14 protein-coding genes, 1 other RNA gene and 1 pseudogene are annotated in these 18,108 nt (G+C 35.8%); 3 read left to right on the top strand and 13 right to left on the bottom strand.

Annotated features, from left to right (window positions below):
- Window positions 1–68: 68 nt before the first annotated feature.
- The 6 genes and pseudogenes from JR050_RS17645 to JR050_RS20890 all read right to left on the bottom strand — a co-directional run.
- Window positions 69–3,161 carry an AAA family ATPase gene (locus JR050_RS17645; RefSeq protein WP_204204967.1) on the bottom strand — a complete coding sequence of 1,031 codons (3,093 nt, stop codon included), beginning with the start codon at window positions 3,159–3,161 and terminating at the stop codon, window positions 69–71.
- Complete coding sequence (locus tag JR050_RS17640; RefSeq protein WP_204204966.1) at window positions 3,158–4,321, bottom strand: exonuclease SbcCD subunit D; 1,164 nt, start codon at window positions 4,319–4,321, stop codon at window positions 3,158–3,160. The genes JR050_RS17645 and JR050_RS17640 overlap by 4 nt, the downstream gene beginning before the upstream one ends.
- 149 nt (window positions 4,322–4,470) lie before the next feature.
- On the bottom strand, window positions 4,471–4,803 hold the full coding sequence (locus JR050_RS17635; RefSeq protein WP_204204965.1) for a hypothetical protein: 333 nt from the start codon (window positions 4,801–4,803) through the stop codon (window positions 4,471–4,473).
- A 281-nt stretch (window positions 4,804–5,084) separates the two neighbouring features.
- Window positions 5,085–6,629 carry an ABC-F family ATP-binding cassette domain-containing protein gene (locus JR050_RS17630; protein ID WP_204204964.1) on the bottom strand — a complete coding sequence of 515 codons (1,545 nt, stop codon included), beginning with the start codon at window positions 6,627–6,629 and terminating at the stop codon, window positions 5,085–5,087.
- A gap of 537 nt (window positions 6,630–7,166) precedes the next feature.
- Window positions 7,167–8,066 (bottom strand): methyl-accepting chemotaxis protein, encoded by a 900-nt coding sequence (locus JR050_RS20895; protein ID WP_430392899.1) that lies wholly within the window; start codon window positions 8,064–8,066, stop codon window positions 7,167–7,169.
- A gap of 42 nt (window positions 8,067–8,108) precedes the next feature.
- Window positions 8,109–8,252 (bottom strand): annotated as a pseudogene (locus JR050_RS20890) (HAMP domain-containing protein); the annotation flags it as partial.
- A gap of 751 nt (window positions 8,253–9,003) precedes the next feature.
- On the opposite strand from JR050_RS20890, the gene JR050_RS17620 reads away from it, so the two are divergent.
- Window positions 9,004–9,771 (top strand): alpha/beta fold hydrolase, encoded by a 768-nt coding sequence (locus JR050_RS17620; RefSeq protein ID WP_204204960.1) that lies wholly within the window; start codon window positions 9,004–9,006, stop codon window positions 9,769–9,771.
- Window positions 9,772–9,804: 33 nt separating this feature from the next.
- Here the strand turns inward: JR050_RS17620 and JR050_RS17615 are convergent, their stop codons facing one another.
- The 3 genes from JR050_RS17615 to JR050_RS17605 form a co-directional block, all read right to left on the bottom strand.
- The gene (locus JR050_RS17615) at window positions 9,805–10,656 is read right to left on the bottom strand and encodes an LCP family glycopolymer transferase (RefSeq protein ID WP_204204958.1); all 852 of its coding nucleotides are present in this window, start codon (window positions 10,654–10,656) and stop codon (window positions 9,805–9,807) included.
- Window positions 10,616–11,185, bottom strand: coding sequence for a sigma-70 family RNA polymerase sigma factor (locus JR050_RS17610; protein ID WP_204204956.1), 570 nt, complete (start codon window positions 11,183–11,185; stop codon window positions 10,616–10,618). The genes JR050_RS17615 and JR050_RS17610 overlap by 41 nt, the downstream gene beginning before the upstream one ends.
- A gap of 101 nt (window positions 11,186–11,286) precedes the next feature.
- Window positions 11,287–11,721, bottom strand: a complete 435-nt coding sequence (locus tag JR050_RS17605; RefSeq protein ID WP_204204954.1) for a hypothetical protein — start codon at window positions 11,719–11,721, stop codon at window positions 11,287–11,289.
- A 313-nt stretch (window positions 11,722–12,034) separates the two neighbouring features.
- On the opposite strand from JR050_RS17605, the gene JR050_RS17600 reads away from it, so the two are divergent.
- Window positions 12,035–13,156: a CapA family protein gene (locus JR050_RS17600; protein ID WP_204205141.1), complete on the top strand. Its 1,122-nt coding sequence runs from the start codon at window positions 12,035–12,037 to the stop codon at window positions 13,154–13,156.
- A 187-nt stretch (window positions 13,157–13,343) separates the two neighbouring features.
- Here the strand turns inward: JR050_RS17600 and ssrS are convergent.
- Window positions 13,344–13,520: non-coding RNA, 6S RNA (ssrS, locus tag JR050_RS17595), on the bottom strand.
- A gap of 251 nt (window positions 13,521–13,771) precedes the next feature.
- Here ssrS and JR050_RS17590 point away from each other — a divergent pair.
- Window positions 13,772–14,707, top strand: coding sequence for a 3'-5' exonuclease (locus JR050_RS17590; protein ID WP_204204953.1), 936 nt, complete (start codon window positions 13,772–13,774; stop codon window positions 14,705–14,707).
- 40 nt (window positions 14,708–14,747) lie between these two features.
- Here the strand turns inward: JR050_RS17590 and JR050_RS17585 are convergent, their stop codons facing one another.
- From JR050_RS17585 to JR050_RS17575, 3 genes are all read right to left on the bottom strand, one after another.
- A complete protein-coding gene (locus JR050_RS17585) occupies window positions 14,748–15,353 on the bottom strand; it encodes an alpha/beta hydrolase (protein ID WP_204204951.1) in 606 nt (201 codons plus the stop codon).
- Between the two features lie 15 nt (window positions 15,354–15,368).
- Window positions 15,369–16,343, bottom strand: a complete 975-nt coding sequence (locus JR050_RS17580; protein WP_204204950.1) for a ring-cleaving dioxygenase — start codon at window positions 16,341–16,343, stop codon at window positions 15,369–15,371.
- A gap of 413 nt (window positions 16,344–16,756) precedes the next feature.
- Entirely contained in the window at window positions 16,757–17,989 is a 1,233-nt protein-coding gene (locus JR050_RS17575) for an aminopeptidase (RefSeq protein WP_204204948.1), read from the bottom strand.
- Window positions 17,990–18,108: the final 119 nt, after the last annotated feature.

The following is an 18,108-nucleotide window of genomic DNA, read 5'->3' as shown; positions in this document are numbered from 1 at the left end:
TTTTTAGTATGTATCATTTTCCATCTTTTTATCTCAGTCCACAAAAAAAGACAGGATATCCCTGTCTTTTAACTAACAACAAATCTCGTTTCGCTATATCCTTCTTTCGTCTTCTTAACCTCTAGAATAGCTGGAATAGCTTGTTTTAATTCTTGTACGTGAGAAATGACTCCAATCATTCTTCCTGATTGTTGTAAATCGATTAGTGTATCAATGGCCTTATTTAACGATTCTTCATCTAAAGAGCCGAAGCCTTCATCAATAAACATCGTTTCGATTGAAATTCCACCCTCATACGATTGAATCACATCAGCCATTCCTAAAGCTAAACATAGCGATGCATTAAACTTCTCACCACCTGATAGCGATTTAACATCTCTAAACTGACCTGTGTAGTTATCGAGTACATCTAATCCAAGACCACTTTGTCTACCACGCTTTTCTAATCGATCACTTCTAACTAATACATATTGACCGTTTGATAGACGTTTTAATCTTTCATTCGCAGCGAATATGATCTGTTCTAAAAATTCGATTTGCAAGAAGCGCTCAAAACTAATCTTCTTCGTGTTTTCACCACGAACAACATCATATAAATCTTTTATCACCTGTAATTCTGCTTCAACTTCTTTAACGTCTTCTTCTGCTTGAAGAATTTTACTTTTTGCTTCCATTGCTTTTTCATAAAAATTTTGCGCCTTCTGCATATGAGTTCGAATTTCTTCAAGTTGCTGTTCTGCTTGCGCTAAGGCAATTTTCAACTCATCTAAGTTTTTCATCTCTTTGTCAGCTAATTCTTCTTCTAGTTGCTTAATTTGAACGGATACTGTATTTACATCTGTTTTGTATTTATCTAGTTCAAGTTTTACTGCTTCACGTGCAGAAACATTCATTTTCGAAGAATGATAGTCTTCAACTGTTCCGAAACCAGAGGCTTCAATTGCATCATGAAACTCTCGATCTACTTTTTCTTTTTTAGTTATAATTTCTTGTAGAGTTACTTTCGCGTTAGCTAATCTGGCTTTATCTGTTGCTAACTTCTCATTAGCTGATTGATAGACAGATTGAACTAGCTTCCACTTTTCTTCTAGCTTACGTTTCTTTTCTATAGCTTCTATTAGACTCGCTTCAAGTATAGTAATTGATCTTAACTCTTCAGGAATTGACTGTAAACTTTGATCATACATTGCTCTCTCGGTTTGATAGTGGCTGTTCAAGTTACTATGCTTATTGATTGTCTCTAAGTGGCTAGTAGAAAGAATCGTTAGTTCATCTTCCAACTTATTATATTGTTCTTTCAATTGAGCAAGCTCATCTCGAGACTTTTTCAACTCTTCGATGGTCTTACTCAAAGCAATACCATTCGTTGAGATTTCAGCGTATAGTTGATTTGCTTCTTCAGCATTTAATCCATAAGATTTTAATGCCTCATTGTATTTTTCGACACTTTGTCTAGCCGAATTAACTTCTGCTTCCCTTACATAAAACTGTTGCTCTACTAGTCTTACTTCTCCACGCTTGTTATCGAGTTGCTCTTTACTTGGGACCTCATTCGTCACCATAGCTTTATGAGGATGCTCTTCACTACCGCATACAGGACATGGACTTCCATCATGGAGGTGCTTGGCAAGATTACTAGCTTGTCCTTGTATCCAGCCTTCTTCAAGCTTGTTTAACTCACTTTCAAGTTTCTGAAAGCTTACTTTTTCAATACTTGCTTTATTTTGTGCATCAAGTAACTCTTTTTCATACTTAAGAAAATCCTTTAAAGCAGAAGCCTTCTCCCGTAATACGCTAATCTCCTCCAACAGTTCAGGTAATAAGCGTACCTTCTCTTCTAAGGGCTTAATACTAGAAGAAAGGTGAACCCTCTTTTCTTGCTTATCTTTCACTTCATTTTCAAGTGTTGTTGCTTTATTTTTTAACAGTTGAAGGTTTCGATAAGACTCAGCTAGCTTTTCCTTCTTATTTTCCAGCTCTCTGACCGTCGGTTGAAACTCTTGAAGACGTTGAATCTCGAGTGCTAGTATCTCTCTTACTGAAATGAGAGCATCCTCTTGCTTAAACTGCAATTCAGCTTCTTGCTGTAATTTCACACTATCATTAAAAGAGGATTCTGCCTCTGTCAATTGAATCGTTTTACTCTGAAGCTCTTGTTTAATTTCTAATGCGTTTTTCTCATAGATTTCAAGATGGCTAGCTTGCTCAGCACGACCTAAAGAAGTCTCTTTGTGCTTCATCTCAACGCTTCTTTGATCAAGGTTTTGTTTAAACAATCGTCTATTAGCTAACAGTTCGAAGCGTTCATTTATTGTTTGTGATTGAAGTAATTCATTTGTAAATGTTTGTACAATTTTGGATTTATCGTTTAATTCAATTTGATATTTTTTACTTTCCACATCATAATACTCGATTTCGGCTTCTAATCCAGTTACCACTTGATGTGTGTTATAAAATTCTTGGGAGAATACCGTGAAAAGCTCAGAATCCTCCCTTTCCGGAAGTGAATTCTTTATTGTTTCAATATGAATTTTCCGCTCATGTCCTCTCTCTTCGTAATGCTTTTGAGCCATTTTACGTCTTTCATTTAATTGCTCCGTAACGGTCTTATAAAAGTGTGTTTTGAAGATTCGGCGAAGAATTTCTTCTTTATTTTCTGTTTCTGAAGTTAATAGTTTCCGAAACTCTCCTTGTGGCAGCATGACGATTTGACTAAATTGTTCCTTTGTAAGTCCGATGATACCTTGAATTTTATTGTTCACTTGGGAAACGATGAATCGATCTGCTAACGGTGTTTCCTTTCCCTCTGTTGTTTCGTACAATTCATATTTATCACCAGTAGCTCCTTTGTTACCAGCCTTAACATGAGCTAGTTGGCGTAATACTCGATAAGTTCTGCCTTTCACCTCAAATTCAAATTCAACTGAAGTATGAACTTCATCATCAGCAAAGTCACTACGAAGCATTCTTGTATCGTTACGGTCTTCTCCGCTTGCATCTCCGTATAATGCAAAACAAATTGCATCAAAGATTGTGGTCTTCCCAGCTCCAGTGTTTCCTGAAATAACAAAAAGCTTATGACCGTTCAGTTCCGTAAAATCTACTACTTCTCTGTTTTTATAAGGACCAAACGCAGTCATCGTTATTTTAATAGGTTTCATTTACGTTCACCTTCTAACTGTAACAATTTTTCAAGTGTATCTTTAAATAAACCTTCTGTTTGTTCGGAAACATCCAGCCCTTTTACTTCTTTATAAAACGCTTTGAATAATGAAATATCATCCATCTTTGTCCGGTCCTTTTGTACGTACTCTTCCCCGTCTATACCGATTTTTGTTTGTGTTCCCACTCTTTCAACATGCATCGCATTCGGATATACTGCACGCACTCTTTCCATCGGTGTTAAAACTGGTGCATCATCTAAGAGGCGCACAAAAACATAATCTTCATTACCTTGTTGTTTTTCTATTTCATCCATAAACCCTTCGACGATATACATATCGCGACGCGGCTCTAAGAAACGTTTTTCAACTGTTGCATTACCTTCTTCATCTAGCTCAACAACAAGATAACCTTTTTTATGTGTTGCTTCAGATGATGAATATTTCAAAGGAGAACCGGAATAACGAATCGTTTCAATTCCTGTATGATGTGCCTGATGGAGGTGACCAAGTGCCACATAGTGAAAATTCTTTAGATGTTGGTCGCTCACATGCTCTGCTCCACCAATTGATAAAGGCCGTTCAGATGTACTTGTATTCTCTTTTTCCTCACCCTTATGAGTGACGAAAGCATGTCCAATTAATACATGTCTAGCATTATCGTCTTTTTGTTCATTAATTTTCTCTACAATTACTCTCATTGCATCATCATGTGTTTTAATTGATTCATCCAGAAGGACGTGTCTTACCTTGCCCGGCTCAGCATAAGGAACTAAATGAAAATGAACTTCCCCGAACTCGTCGCCCAGAACAACTGGTTCAAATGGGTAAGCAAATTCACCAACAATATGGAAACCCACAGATCTCATTATCTTGCTGCCGAAATTCAAACGGCTAGGACTATCATGATTACCCGCAATCGCAAGTACAGGTGTTTTTAATTTAATGACAATTTCCTCTAAAATTTCATTCAATAATAAAACAGCCTCAGTTGGTGGAACAGCACGATCATATAAATCCCCCGCAATAATGACAGCATCTGGTTTTTCCATTTTTATCGCTTCTATAAATTGACGAAGAATATACTCCTGGTCCTCAGTCATATACACTCCTTGTACCAATTTCCCTAAATGCCAATCGGCCGTATGAAATAACTTCATCTATCGAAACTCCTCTCCGAAACTAGTTATCTCTATTATAACGGATATCAATGAAAGATTTCGATATTAATGGTTAGTAGTATTTACCTCAAATAAAGAAAATTCGACAAGTGACTGGCACTTGTCGAAATAAATGGTAAATTATGTAATTAATAATTAATCGTTTTGACTTCATCTCTTGTGCTTACTTTGTCAATTTTATCGACAAACATTTGGAATACTCTTCGTTTTTCTTCTAAGTCTTTGGCTTCTTCTTTTAGTGAGTTATATCTCTCTTCGAATGGCTTATGGTAGGTTTGTTTAATCACTGTATTAATATCTTCATTAGCTGTAGATTGAATGACTTGATTAGTAATGCCAAATTTATACGAGTATATATGCAATTCTCGTCTTACTTTTTCATATTCCTCATTAATTTGGAACAAATACTCCGCAATCTCTTCCTTCCAATCGTCCAATGATTTCTTCAAATAGTCTTCCATCTCCTTACCTCCTAACTGCTACATGCTCTATACAATTAGTAGATTCTAAGAGTTTTATGAGGGTTAAATGGATATCTATTTTATTAAATGCCCTTCATGTATAATCTCATCAAATATGCTTTGTATAGGTGTCCCTACCTTTATAGCTTATTGAAGAGTTTCACTCTCCTAAAGTAATTCGTTGTTTAATAGAATTAAAAATAGATTGTAAAGCTTAAGCATTCAAGAGAAATTTACAAATTAGTAGGATGTAAAAAAAGACCCCTTCTAGGAGTCCTGTTTTAACGCCATTTTTCCATATTCCACACTTGATCTACCCATTCTGAAAAAAACTCAGGCTCATGAGATACGACAATAATCGTTCCTTCATATGACTTCAATGCAGCTGATAATACTTCCTTCGCTTGAACATCTAAATGGTTTGTCGGTTCATCAAGGATAAGCCAGTTACTTTTTTCTAGCATCAGTTCACATATTCGAACTCTCGTCTGCTCACCACCACTCAAAGTGTGAAGCGGTTGGAATATATGTTCCGTTCTTAATCCACATCGTGCTAATGATTGTCGAACTTCTTTCTGTGTCATCTTTTCATGAAGAGACCAAATATAGTTCATCGGCGTTTGGTCAGATGTCGTATTCCACTCTTGTGCAAAATATGCTGGCCTTACATTCTGACCAAACGTGATCTTTCCACTTAACGGTTGAAGCTCTCCCATCATTGTTTTCAAAGTTGTCGATTTTCCTATCCCATTATGTCCAGTAATCGCGATCTTTTCCCCTCGCTTTAACGAAAAAGACATTGCAGGCAATAAAGGACGTTCAAATCCAACAACTAAATCTTCAACCTCTACGATCAAGCTTGCTGGTCTTTCTGAAACGTTAAATGCAAACCTCGGTTTCGGAAGTGGATTTGGCTTTTCAATACGGTCTATTTTCATTAACTTCTTTTCTCTTGCTTTCGCTTGCTTTGACGTTGACGCCCGAACTTTATTTTTCGCTATATACGTTTCAAGTTTTTGAATTTCCTGCTGTTGACGATCATATTGGGTGAAAATTTGTTGCTTTCTAAACTCATGCGCTTCGATAAATTTAACATAATTACCAACATACCTTGTTAATTGCTTATGCTCTAAGTGATACACAACATTAATCACTTCATTTAGAAATGTAGTATCATGTGAAATCAATATAAACGAATGCGGGTAGCCCTTTAAATAATCCTTCAGCCATTCTATATGTTCAAAGTCTAGATAATTAGTAGGCTCATCTAGAAGCAACACAGCTGGTTCCTCGAGCAAGAGCTTTGCTAATAATAACTTCGTTCTCTGTCCACCACTTAGTTGGCTAACATCACTATCCATTCCAAGTGCTAATATCCCTAAACCAGCTGCGATTTCATCAACTTTAGAATCAATTAAATAAAAGTCATGCACATCTAATAGTTCTTGTAACCTTGAAAACTGTATCAAAAGTTTCTCCAATTTTTCTGATGTACAATTCCCCATTTGAGTTGATAGCTCAAGCATTTTACTCTCTGCATTGTATAAATGTTGAAACGCTGACCTTAAATATTCTTGGATGGTTATTCCTCCAACCAAGTCAATATGTTGCTCTAAATATCCAACTTGAATATTGGGTAACCAATTAATTCGTCCTTCATCAGGTACAACCTTACCTGTGAGCAATTGGAGGAGAGTCGACTTCCCCGCTCCGTTTGGTCCTACTAACCCAACACGCTCATTGTTTAATAAACGAAAGTCTATATTTCTGAAAACTAATTTATCACCATAATAATGTGTTACGTTTTGAACTTCTACAATACTCATAATTTGTCTCTCCTTTTAATGGATATATATAAATCCAATCGTAAAAACAGGAGGACTCATGATAGACCTCTTCCACTTAAAAATTGCAACCGCTCCGCTTAACCTCAAACTAAGAATATGTTCTAAAGGTAATTAAGGGTAATTTCCCCTTCATCTTTTCAACAATTTGATCTTAGGTAGGCTAGGGCTGAAACTCAACACTGCTCTATTGAATATTCCATTTATACTAGAAATAATAGGCAGAGTAATAAGATACCCTGCCTCAAATGAATTGACACCCCAAAAATGCATCTCAATATCAATATAAAAAGGAGGAAAAGGTCAGATGAATCCAGTTGTCTTACGATTGGTTAGCTGAAAATGGGCAGACTTATCCCGTATCAAGCTAAAACCATTTGTAAAACAACAGGTGTATTCATCTGATCCTGATTCCTCCTTAAATGTTAAAAATTAGTATATCCATTATTTTAAGTAATCTTATTTAATTTGTAAAGCCTAAAAAAAAGGATATAACGTCTCCGCTATATCCCTTATAACTTACAGTTTAAATTTGTTGATTTGTATTTGTAAATCTTCTGCTAATTTTGATAGTGATTGTGCAGATGCTGCGATCTCTTCCATTGTAGCCAGCTGCTCTTGGTTTGCAGCAGAGCTGCTCTGGCTAAAGGTTGCGCCTTCCTTTGCTAGTTCAGAAACTTCCGTGATGGCAGTTAATACATTGCTACTCACACTTGTCATTTCTTGAATGGCAGAGGCAACATCAGTAACCTTTGAGTTCACCTGCTCATTTGTACTTTGGATATCTGTAAATGCTTCTGTTACGCTATTAGTATAGCCAATTCCTTCACTTACTTTCTCTTGTCCACTTTGCATAGATTTAATCGCTTTTTTGGTTTCAGATTGAATTTCTGAAATCATCGATGCGATTTGATCTGCAGATGAACGTGACTCCTCTGCTAATTTTCTTACTTCGTCCGCAACAACAGCGAAGCCTTTACCTTGTTCACCAGCTCTTGCTGCTTCTATCGCTGCGTTTAATGCCAGTAAGTTTGTTTGTTCTGCAATGGAAGTAATTAATGATAGAATATTACTAATCTCTGTTGATAAATCTCCTAAATTAGTAATGATATCAGATGTCTCTTTTACAGAAGTTTGTATGTTATTCATTTGTTGAACAACTTGTTTTACAGCACTTGCTCCTGTTGCTGACACATTGTTTGCATCTTCTGTTAACAAATTCATATCATGTCCATTTTTCGCAACCTGTTCTAAGCCAGCTGACAGTTGTTGCATGGCCGCAAGAACTTCTTCCGTACTTATTTGTTGTTTTTCTGATCCGGCTGCTGCTGTTTGTGCTAAAGATGAAATTTGTTCTGCCGCTTCGGTACTTTGCTCAGCACTTGCAGTCAATTCTTCACTTGAAGCTGTTACTTGCATCGTAGAATCACTTACTTCACCAATTAACACACGAAGGTTTCTCACTAACTTGTTCACATTCGCAACTAACTTTCCAATCTCGTCTTTTGACTTTGTTTTTAGCTCTTCTTGGCTTAAATCACCTTCAGCTAAAAGTGCCATACGGTCTGACACCATATTAATGGGTTTCGTTATTCTAATGGCCATCATCATAGCAACAAAAATCCCCACTACGATACCAATAAGAGCAATAATAATGTTTATTAGGATTAAATTAGAACCCTCAGATAATAACTGTTTTCCTTTATCCTTTATATCACTTTCTCTTTTTAAAGCAAGCTCTTTAAACCCTTCATCAATATTACGTCCCATTGGCGTAACTTTATCTTTAAGGATGCCCTCAGACAGAGCTCGATCCCCTGTATTTACAATTGGAAACAAGTAATCTTCAATATACGTTTCCCATTGTTTACTTTCCTCAATTAATCTCTTCGCCTCTGACGATGTGGAAAGTGTTAGTAACTTCTTCTCATAATCATGACTTTCTTTTGTCACTTCATTGAAGCGTTCAACATATGAATCATCACCAAATAATACATAACCACGAACTAACGCAATTCTCTCTTGAATATTTGCTGCTAATATCTCATCAGCAATTAATATTTCTACATCCTTTTCTACTAGCTCTTCAACATTTTGGTTGTATTGATTTACGAAAATAGCAGTTGCCACCGTAACAAGCGCGAAAATCGCTAATACAACACTAAATGATAGTAATAATTTTACTTTTAAGCTTTTCATAGATGTACCCCCTTTTATATACTATCGGTTTGTATATCGGCTACTTTTTAAAAACGTTTACAATATTTTTAATATTCCTAGTAAATATTGTTAGAATCTTAGTCTGGAATAAATGCATTTATATATGGAAACATATTTAACAATAGGAGATGAGAAAATGCCTACACTTACAATTAATAGTGAACAAATTTATTATGAAGATATAGGAACTGGGACACCAATTCTTATGATCCATCCTCCAGGTATGGGAAGAATTGTGTTTGAAGAACAAAAATCTCTTTCAGAGCACCATCGTCTAATTATCCCAGATCTCATTGGACAAGGGGACAGCTCATACAAGGGTGGTTCTGAAATAACGATTAAACGCTTTAGCGAGGACCTTGTCCAACTTTTAAATCACTTGGAAATAACAAATGCGGCGATATTCGGCTATTCATCAGGAGGTACTGTTGCACAACAAATGTGTATTGATCATCCTTCAATGGTAAAAGCACTCATCATGTGCGGAGGATTTCCTGTAGTTGATAACTTTTTTCTCGTGAATGAACATAAGCTCGGCATCTATACAGCCAAGAATAATAAAAGGATGCTATCACAGGTCCTAGCTATTAGTCACACTAAAAATAAGTCACTTCGTCAAAAACTAAAAGAACATATGTATAAATCAAATGGTGACGTATGGTCAAAGTATTACCTACAATCCCTTAACTTTAACTGTAAAAGACAAATCTCTTCATTTACAAAACCAACGTTACTTATTTACGGAAGTCTTGCAGATCCAATTAACACATATAGTAAATTTTATAAATCAACCCTACAACAAGTTAAGATTGAAATTATCAAACGCTCCTCACATCGTTTGCCGACAAGAAGATCTAAACAAGTGAATGATCTCGTTCATAATTTTGTTCAACAATTAAAATAAAAGCTGCCTGAGAATGTTCAAGCAGCTTTCAATTTAATTTATATCTTGTTTAAAACGTTTCAATGCTTCTTCATCTATGACTCCAGTCCACTTGGAATCATTGATAGAGTCATGGAAATAGCCTTCCATTTCCTCATACTGAGCACTTTTAAATAATTCTATATCATCACTCGGTAACCCAAAATCACTTTTATAAGTCAGTTCTTTGAAAATCGAAACAATCCGATTGTTCCTACCATAAATACCTCTTGGATCTTCTTTTCTCATGGAAACAAATTCAATTACTTCATTCTTCGTTTTTAATGATACCTCTCCTTTTGGAAAGGAACTGAATTCAAACGGATTATTAACGATAACCTCTCCAATTTCTTCCACTTTTTCACCAAGCTGATTAGGGTTAATCACAATTCGTTTATCAATCTCAATTCCTAACTGATCTTCAAAATCATTTTCAACTAGTTTTCCATTTAGAAATACATGTTCGATTGTAGTACCTTGATAGTTAACACGATGCGGAATTTGTATCATCTTAATCGCATTTTCTTTTTGGTTTAAGTTTAACAAAATAACACTTGGGTCATCATTCTCTATGTTTGTAATCAAAAGTAAATTTTCTACCTCTACACCCGTTATTTCACTTCCCTGTGTCAAAGGTACATCTGTTTTTTCCCCTATTATGAAGCTTTGGTTAAATACAATAAAAGCAAGTAGGATTACAGCTGGAAATACTAATGCAGGAAATAAATTTCTTACACTAAACAAATAGGAATTCTTTTTAGTTTTTATCTTGTTCAAGGTAGCATCTTGGAGTTGTTCATCGAATGTTTTACCTTTAAAGGTCGTGTTATCCAATGCTGTTTTTAAATTCTTCAATTGTTCCGACATCTTCGATCCTCCTCAACTCATATTGTTTTTTAAACTTCTCCCTTCCCCTTAAAAGTCTTGTTTTCACATTTCCTTCTGTTACGTTTATTAACTCAGAAATCTCCTTAATTGACAGCTCTTCATAATAATAAAAAAGTAGTACTTCACGGTATTTCACGGGAAGTTTCATTAAACTACCGGAAATTGATATAGCTTCCTCATTATCTATAAGTTTGTCTGTGACACTTTTTTCATTATCTGAGTGAACTAAATGTGAAGAATAGTAACTAAGGAATCTATTTTTCGGACTCTTTAGATAGTCCTTGCATTTATTTATTGCAATTCGGTAAATCCATGTTTTAATTGTTGATTTCTGATCAAAAAATTGATATTTGGAATAAATGGTTATGAATGTTTCTTGCACAAGATCTTCGGCTGTATTCCAATTTCTCACATAGGAATATGCCAGTTTCAAGAGTCCCGAACCATATTCTTCCATAAGACTTCTTATTTTCTCTTCATTCATTACCGGTAATGTTTCTTCATTCATTTGATCAACTCCGTTTATAAACTAACCTTTAGACGAGTAATTTCTAATTTGGTTACAAAAATCTACAATATAAAAAAGCAGTGAAACATAAGCTTCAACTGCTAACTTATATGTCTTCTCCTTTTATCAACAAGAACGATCACCATCACCACTACAAAAAGCATAATTCCAAGGACTAACATAAAGGTTATTGAATCAAGCGAAAATTCGTCATGGGATGCACCTATGTATACTGCCTTCATCCATTTATTCTCTTCCACTTCTACTGCAATTGCCTCATGTGTGGAGAGACCATGTATTCCATAATATTCAGTGCCTCTTGGGAATGCATTCGAAGCATCTCCCCAATATTTACCTGTCATATTGTTAGCTTTTCTTCTTACGCTCCCTATTTTATCTTCAACATCCATAACTTCTTCGTCTGTTACTTCATACATTTTTCCGTTCCAAACAACAAACGGATCCCAGTCTAATGCCATAACAGAATGTGAAAATGCAAAGACAAGAGAGAGTGCAATAATAACCGTTTTCTTCACCCTATCACCACCCAAATTAACCTCTTTATCTATTCAACAGTCGATACAAATTACCTTTCTCTACCATAAAAAATAATCTCTGGTTCTACCTTATTTATCAATCGCATACAAACATATAAAGAGATAAACGTGTAGGAAAATAGCGAAAAGATCTGCTTTAATTGTATATTTTTAACTTGTTTTGACTTGTTTTGTCACCCTAAAGGTATTCCAAATTAAGCTGTGGTATATATAGAAAAAAGTACCATTAATTTACTTAAAATGGAAATAAACAAGTAACATATAACTGGAGGTTAGTCGGTTGGGGAAAAACATGTATGCTATTTGTAGTCTTTTCATCATTTTAGTTCTTAGTGCCTGTAGTCCATTGGAAATTGCTTCAAACCTAACAAACTCAGAGAACACCGAAGAAGTGAATGTTGTAAAAGAGCATGTTCCCTTGCAACATCCAACCGTTACGGTTTCTAAACCTGTCCCTCCTAAGCCAGAAAAAACTAGCATTACATTAAGTGCAGCCGGTGACTTTACGATTGGTAGTGATGATAGCTTTGGATATGACGGTACGTTCAAACATGAAGCAGACCGCAATGGATTATCTTTTTTTACCGAAAACATTAAATCCCTTTTCAGTGCGGATGATTTTACAAGCGTCAATTTAGAGACAACGCTAACAACCTCTACACAAAAAGCAGAGAAAACATTCCGCTTTAAGGGAGATCCTGCTTATACACAAATTTTAAATGAAGGTAGTATCGAAGCGGTGAACCTTGCAAACAATCACATCTATGACTATTTACAGAAAGGTTTTCAAGATACGGTTACGAATCTACAAGCAAACAATGTTGGATATTTTGGTAACGGCTATCAGCACCTTTCAACTGTTAAAGGAATTAAGATTGGTGCAATAGGTTATAACGGATGGAATGATACATACGAAATAAGAAACCAAATTAAAGCTGATATTGACACCTTGCGTGGGCAAGGTGCACATATTGTGTTAGTACATTTTCATTGGGGGGAAGAACGAAGCTATGTCCCAAATGCTACACAAAAGTCTTTAGGTCGTTATACTATTGATAGTGGAGCAGACTTAGTGTTGGGACATCACCCTCATGTTTTACAAGGAATTGAAGAATATAACGGAAAATTCATTGTGTATAGCCTTGGCAATTTCATGTTTGGCGGCAATCGGAATCCAAGTGATAAAGACACAATGGTATTTCAGCAAGTGTTTCATTTTGAAGATGGTGAGTTACTTGACCAAAAAGAAGTAAACGTCATCCCGTTTAGTATCTCTTCCGTTTCATCTCGAAACAATTATCAACCTACACCACTTCAAGGTACAGAAGCAAAACGAGTAAGGTCAAAAGTATTAGAATTATCAGCACGAATTAGTGAACCTGTATGGGTGGCTTATGAAGGTAAACAAAATTAAGTGCGATTTGATTTATACGTTGATTTATGGATGTAAATGCCTCAATTCAAGATCACTTACTTATGATTCAATATCAGAATTCATGTTTCAAAAACAATCCATTATGTGTCTAAAATCTTCTTATGAATTACAAATAAAAGAAACCCTACTCTAAACTGAGTAAGGTAAAAATTGTGTGTGTGTTGTATGTAGTCCCGTCATGCCGTAACCGTATAGAAAACCTGAACTTGCTCCAGGTGGATTGCTGCAACTTCCCTTCTCGCGGTCTCAGGCTTGTTATGAGCATGGCGTTCGGGTCGTATATAGGCGTTCCGCTTCTATATTTGTTCAGTTTTTTATGTGGTCACGAACAAAACAGGATGGTTTTATGCTTAGGTGTAATGTGTTATTTACATCTTTTGATTATATGGCAGTAAACATTTATGTGCATTAGTAAATGATAGGTAGTAATAGTAAACACTGACATTGACATTTGTCTTTGTTTCTTTTTCCTTATGAACCGATACTACATATTATCGCATTGAGATTTGGATATTTTATACTAAGGAAATGATTCCCCATTTCCTCCAACTCATAAAACCTTTATAATTTTATTGCAGAAGGGAGTTGGAAGGAATGGCTGAAATAAAGCACTATGTGTTCTTTGATTTTGAAATGCTTTGTTCGAATACTGGGATGTCGTTTACTGATATGGAGGCAATTCGTCTAGGTGCCGTAAAATATGATCTGAATACTCATTCTCTTACAAGTTTTGATCAATACATTAAGCCAAAAAACTCCGCTCCTCTTAGCAGGTTCTGCCAAAACTTAACCGGAATTACAGATGATGACCTTTCTCTAGCGAAAACATTCCCAGACGTATTAGAGGAGTTTTTAACGTGGATCGGTGGAGTAAAGAAAACACAATTCTTCTCTTGGTCAAAAAGTGACTTATCTAGACTTAAGCTTGATAGTGAATTTCATGCTACACCTGAGGCAACCATTCGAAAAATTGAACAACGCTACGTCGACCTCCAGGCTGTAATGGCAAAGCGAGTAACGAAAAGTCAATTTTCGGTTGAAAATGCTTTAAAGCTTTATGGCTTAGAGTTTTATGGAGAACCTCATAATCCAATGTACGATGCTTACAATACATTTAGAATATATATGAGTTTTAATACTATGCCAATTCAGTCTGATCTCATCATGGTAAAACAATTTATTTCAGATGAGATTGAAAGCTATGACCCTATCGCGGTAAATAGGTTGGTAAAGCATCACTTAAAACAAGATATTGAGTCAATTTCCTCTCAACTAACTGAAATCTCAAGAATGAGAGACGCGTATAAATTTCTAAAAAAGAGCTCTCATTTAGTAGAAAAATTTGATAATGTAGTGATTAATCGCTCTGGGATATTTTCACCAGAACTTACTTCTGATGTCCAATTATTTCAGCAGTTATTCAATAACCTTGTCGACTCTTACAAAGAGCATTATCGACATAATTCAAAGGTTATTATATTTGATGACCACACCATAAACAAACTAATACATTTATCTCACGCAATTTAAAAATCCCTTATCTAAATTTAGACAAGGGATTTTTGTTGCATTAGAATTTCTTTTCAAACCAATCTTTTGCTTCGTCCACTTCTTCTCTTCTTAATTCATGACCACCATCTGTCCAAAACTCTTGAACAGGTGAGTTTGCTTTTCTTAACGCCTCAATTAGTTCACTCGTTTCAGCTTTAGGAATAAGTGGGTCATACTTCCCCGCACCAATAAAAACTGGTGTGTTTGATAAATCCAGAACATCAATTCCTCTAAGTGGAACCATTGCATGGAACAATATAGCACCTCGTAGTGTATTCTTAAAATGATATAACAGACTCGCTGCAATGTTTGCACCGTTTGAATAGCCTAGTGCAACTAATTTGTTTCGATCAAACAAGTACTTCTCTGCCATTTCATCCAAGAACTGCTGTAATTCCTTCGTGCGAAATACGAGATCTTCTTCATCAAAAACCCCTTCAGATAATCTTCTAAAAAATCTTGGCATCCCATTTTCTAATACATTTCCTCTCACGCCTAAAACAGAAGCATGCGGAGCAATCATATTGGCTAGCGGCAATAAGTCACGCTCATTCCCTCCTGTGCCGTGTAAAAGCAATAATACAGGTGCATTTGCATCCTGACCTTGGACAAAAATATGTTCCATTGTCGATTCCTCCACTTATAATTCTTTTGTATCAAGAGGCTTCAGCTTCGCCTCAATACTTTCTCGTTGATTCTCAAAATAAGGCGGTAAAGCTAACCGCTCACCAAGCGTTTCAAAAGGTTCATCACCTTCAAAACCTGGTCCATCAGTTGCAAGCTCAAATAATATCCCATTAGGCTCTCTAAAATACAAAGATTTAAAGTAATATCTTTCTACAAAACCCGAATTTGGAATTCGTGCATCCTTCAAGTATTGTGCCCATAACTTTAGCTCTTCTTCATTTTCTACACGGAACGCTACATGATGAACACTACCTCTTCCGGGACGTTCTTTAGGTAAATCAGCTCGTTCTATAATATGAATCTCTGCCCCTGTTCCACCTTCGCCTGTTTCAAAAACGGTAACTTGTCCTCCGTTCATATCATAATGTCCTATTTCACGGTATCCCATTATGTTAGTTATGACTTGTGATGTATTTTTCAAGTTACTTACCGTTAACATAACCGGCCCTAAGCCGCGAATTGCATGCTCTATCGGGATTTGACTTTGCTCCCATGGTACTCCAGCTGCTACACCTGAATTATGTTCATCAGAAACTAACGCTAATCGCTGTCCTTCAAAGTCCTTAAAATGAAGCATCGCTCTACCTGAATATTGATCAATTTCTTCATATTCAACATCAAATTCATCAAATCTTCTCATCCAAAACTGCAACGAATCATCCTTTGGAACACGTAATGAAGTAGTGGAAATGCTGTTCGTACCATAGTACGTATGACCAGCTCTAGGAATCTCAAAAAATGTTAGATCAGTACCGGGATTCCCTCTTTCATCTGCATAAAACAGATGATACATTGACGTATCGTCCTGATTGACCGTTTTCTTTACTAATCTCATTCCTAATACTTTTGTATAAAATTCATAATTACGACTAGCATTCGACGTAATGGCAGAAACATGATGTTGTCCCTTTAATGGTTTCAGGTTCATCTATACACCCCATTATTTTTTTCACTACTATTACAATTCACCTTAACTATTTTGTTATACTTCCATTCTTTCTGAATGGGGAATGAAAATCAATAATTATGCTTAAAGGAAAATTTTAGTTTATTGTTATTTTTTATAAGACATGCTATAGTTATAGAGCGATGAGCTGAATTGTGTAAGTCGAACGACGCTCGTTTTATACGAAATGCACTATGTGGAGTGCAGTCATTCGCCTCAATACGCAAAGACGTCTTTTATAGACGTCTTTTTTATTTGCAGAGTAATTTGAAGTCTATATCGGAATACATGAGCCATACATACTATACTTGCGAACCAACTCAATAGATTCTAAAGCCGTTGAACCAATTCTAACTAAAAAGAGCGCTATTCTTTGAATAACACTCTTTTCAAAATTATATTGCCCAGTTTCCATTCCTGAATAATGGAACTCGATCTCCGTTAGCAGTAATTCCGTCAATATTCATATCCTCTGAACCGATCATAAAATCAACGTGTGTCATGCTGCGGTTTGCACCATTGTCACTTAATTCTTCCTCGGACATCTGCTTTCCACCTTCAATTGCAAAGGCATATGCATTCCCAATTGCGAGATGATGTGATGCATTTTCATCAAATAGCGTGTTGTAGAAGATGATATTCATGTTCGAAATTGGTGATTGATGTGGAACCAAAGCGACTTCTCCTAAATAACGGGAACCTTCATCTGTTTCAATTAATTTCTTCAATGTATCATAGCCTTCTTCTGCTTGAAAATCGATAATCTTACCATCTTGAAAAGTAAGAGAAAAATTATTAATTACATTTCCACCATAATTTAAGGGCTTAGAGCTTCGAACTGTTCCATGTACACCTGTTTTCTTTGGTGTTGTAAATACTTCTTCTGTAGGCATATTGGCAATAAATTGATCGCCTTTTTCATTTATGCTGGCAGGACCAACCCATAGATGCTTATCAGCGAGTTCTACTGTTAAATCAGTACCATTTGCATTGTAATGTAGCGCCTTAAATTTATGTGAGTTTAAGTAATCAACTTTTTGATTCAAACTTGCATTATGTTGATTCCAAGCCTCAACTGGATTGTCAAGGAACGTTCTTGTCGCCTCAAAAATAGCATTCCATAACTTTTCCACTTGGCTCTCAGGATTTTCATTTGGGAAGACTTTTGCAGCCCAAGCTTGAGAAGGAACTGCAACGATTGACCAGCTATTTTTATCTGCCATCATAAAATGTCTATATTTCTTCGAAGCCTCTCCTGCTACTTTATTTAAATTTGCAATTTTCTCCGGGTCAACACCCTTTAACAAATCAGGATTCATTGACACAACAGAAAGAATGGCAGCACCTTCTTCAAATGCACGTTTAAGCATATCTGCTTTCCAATCTGGAAAATAATGAAAAGATTCGTCAGAGGCATGATCGTAGCGAATTCTTGTCACTGTTTCGTCTGACCATTCAACAGAGACTAATTTCGCACCTGCTTCATATGCCTTTTGTGTAACCTTTCTTACAAAAAGAGCACTATTAATATCAGCATTTACAAGTAATGTTTGCCCCGGCTGAACATTAACGCCTACCTTTACTGCAAGTTCTGCATACTTTTCTATAAGTTGCTCGAATTCAGTCATCGTAATTCCCCCACTTCTTATGATTTATATCTATCTTTTATGTACACCTTCTTCAAAATATCATACTTATTATCTTTTTTCCATTTATTTTCCTATAAAAGAAAGATCCATCAAAAAAA

It is taken from the genome of Bacillus suaedaesalsae, from assembly GCF_016890225.1.
In the GTDB taxonomy this organism is placed as follows: domain Bacteria; phylum Bacillota; class Bacilli; order Bacillales; family SA4; genus Bacillus_BS; species Bacillus_BS suaedaesalsae.
The sequence above is the reverse complement of the archived record's forward strand: the minus strand, read 5'-3'. Positions and strand labels throughout refer to the sequence as shown.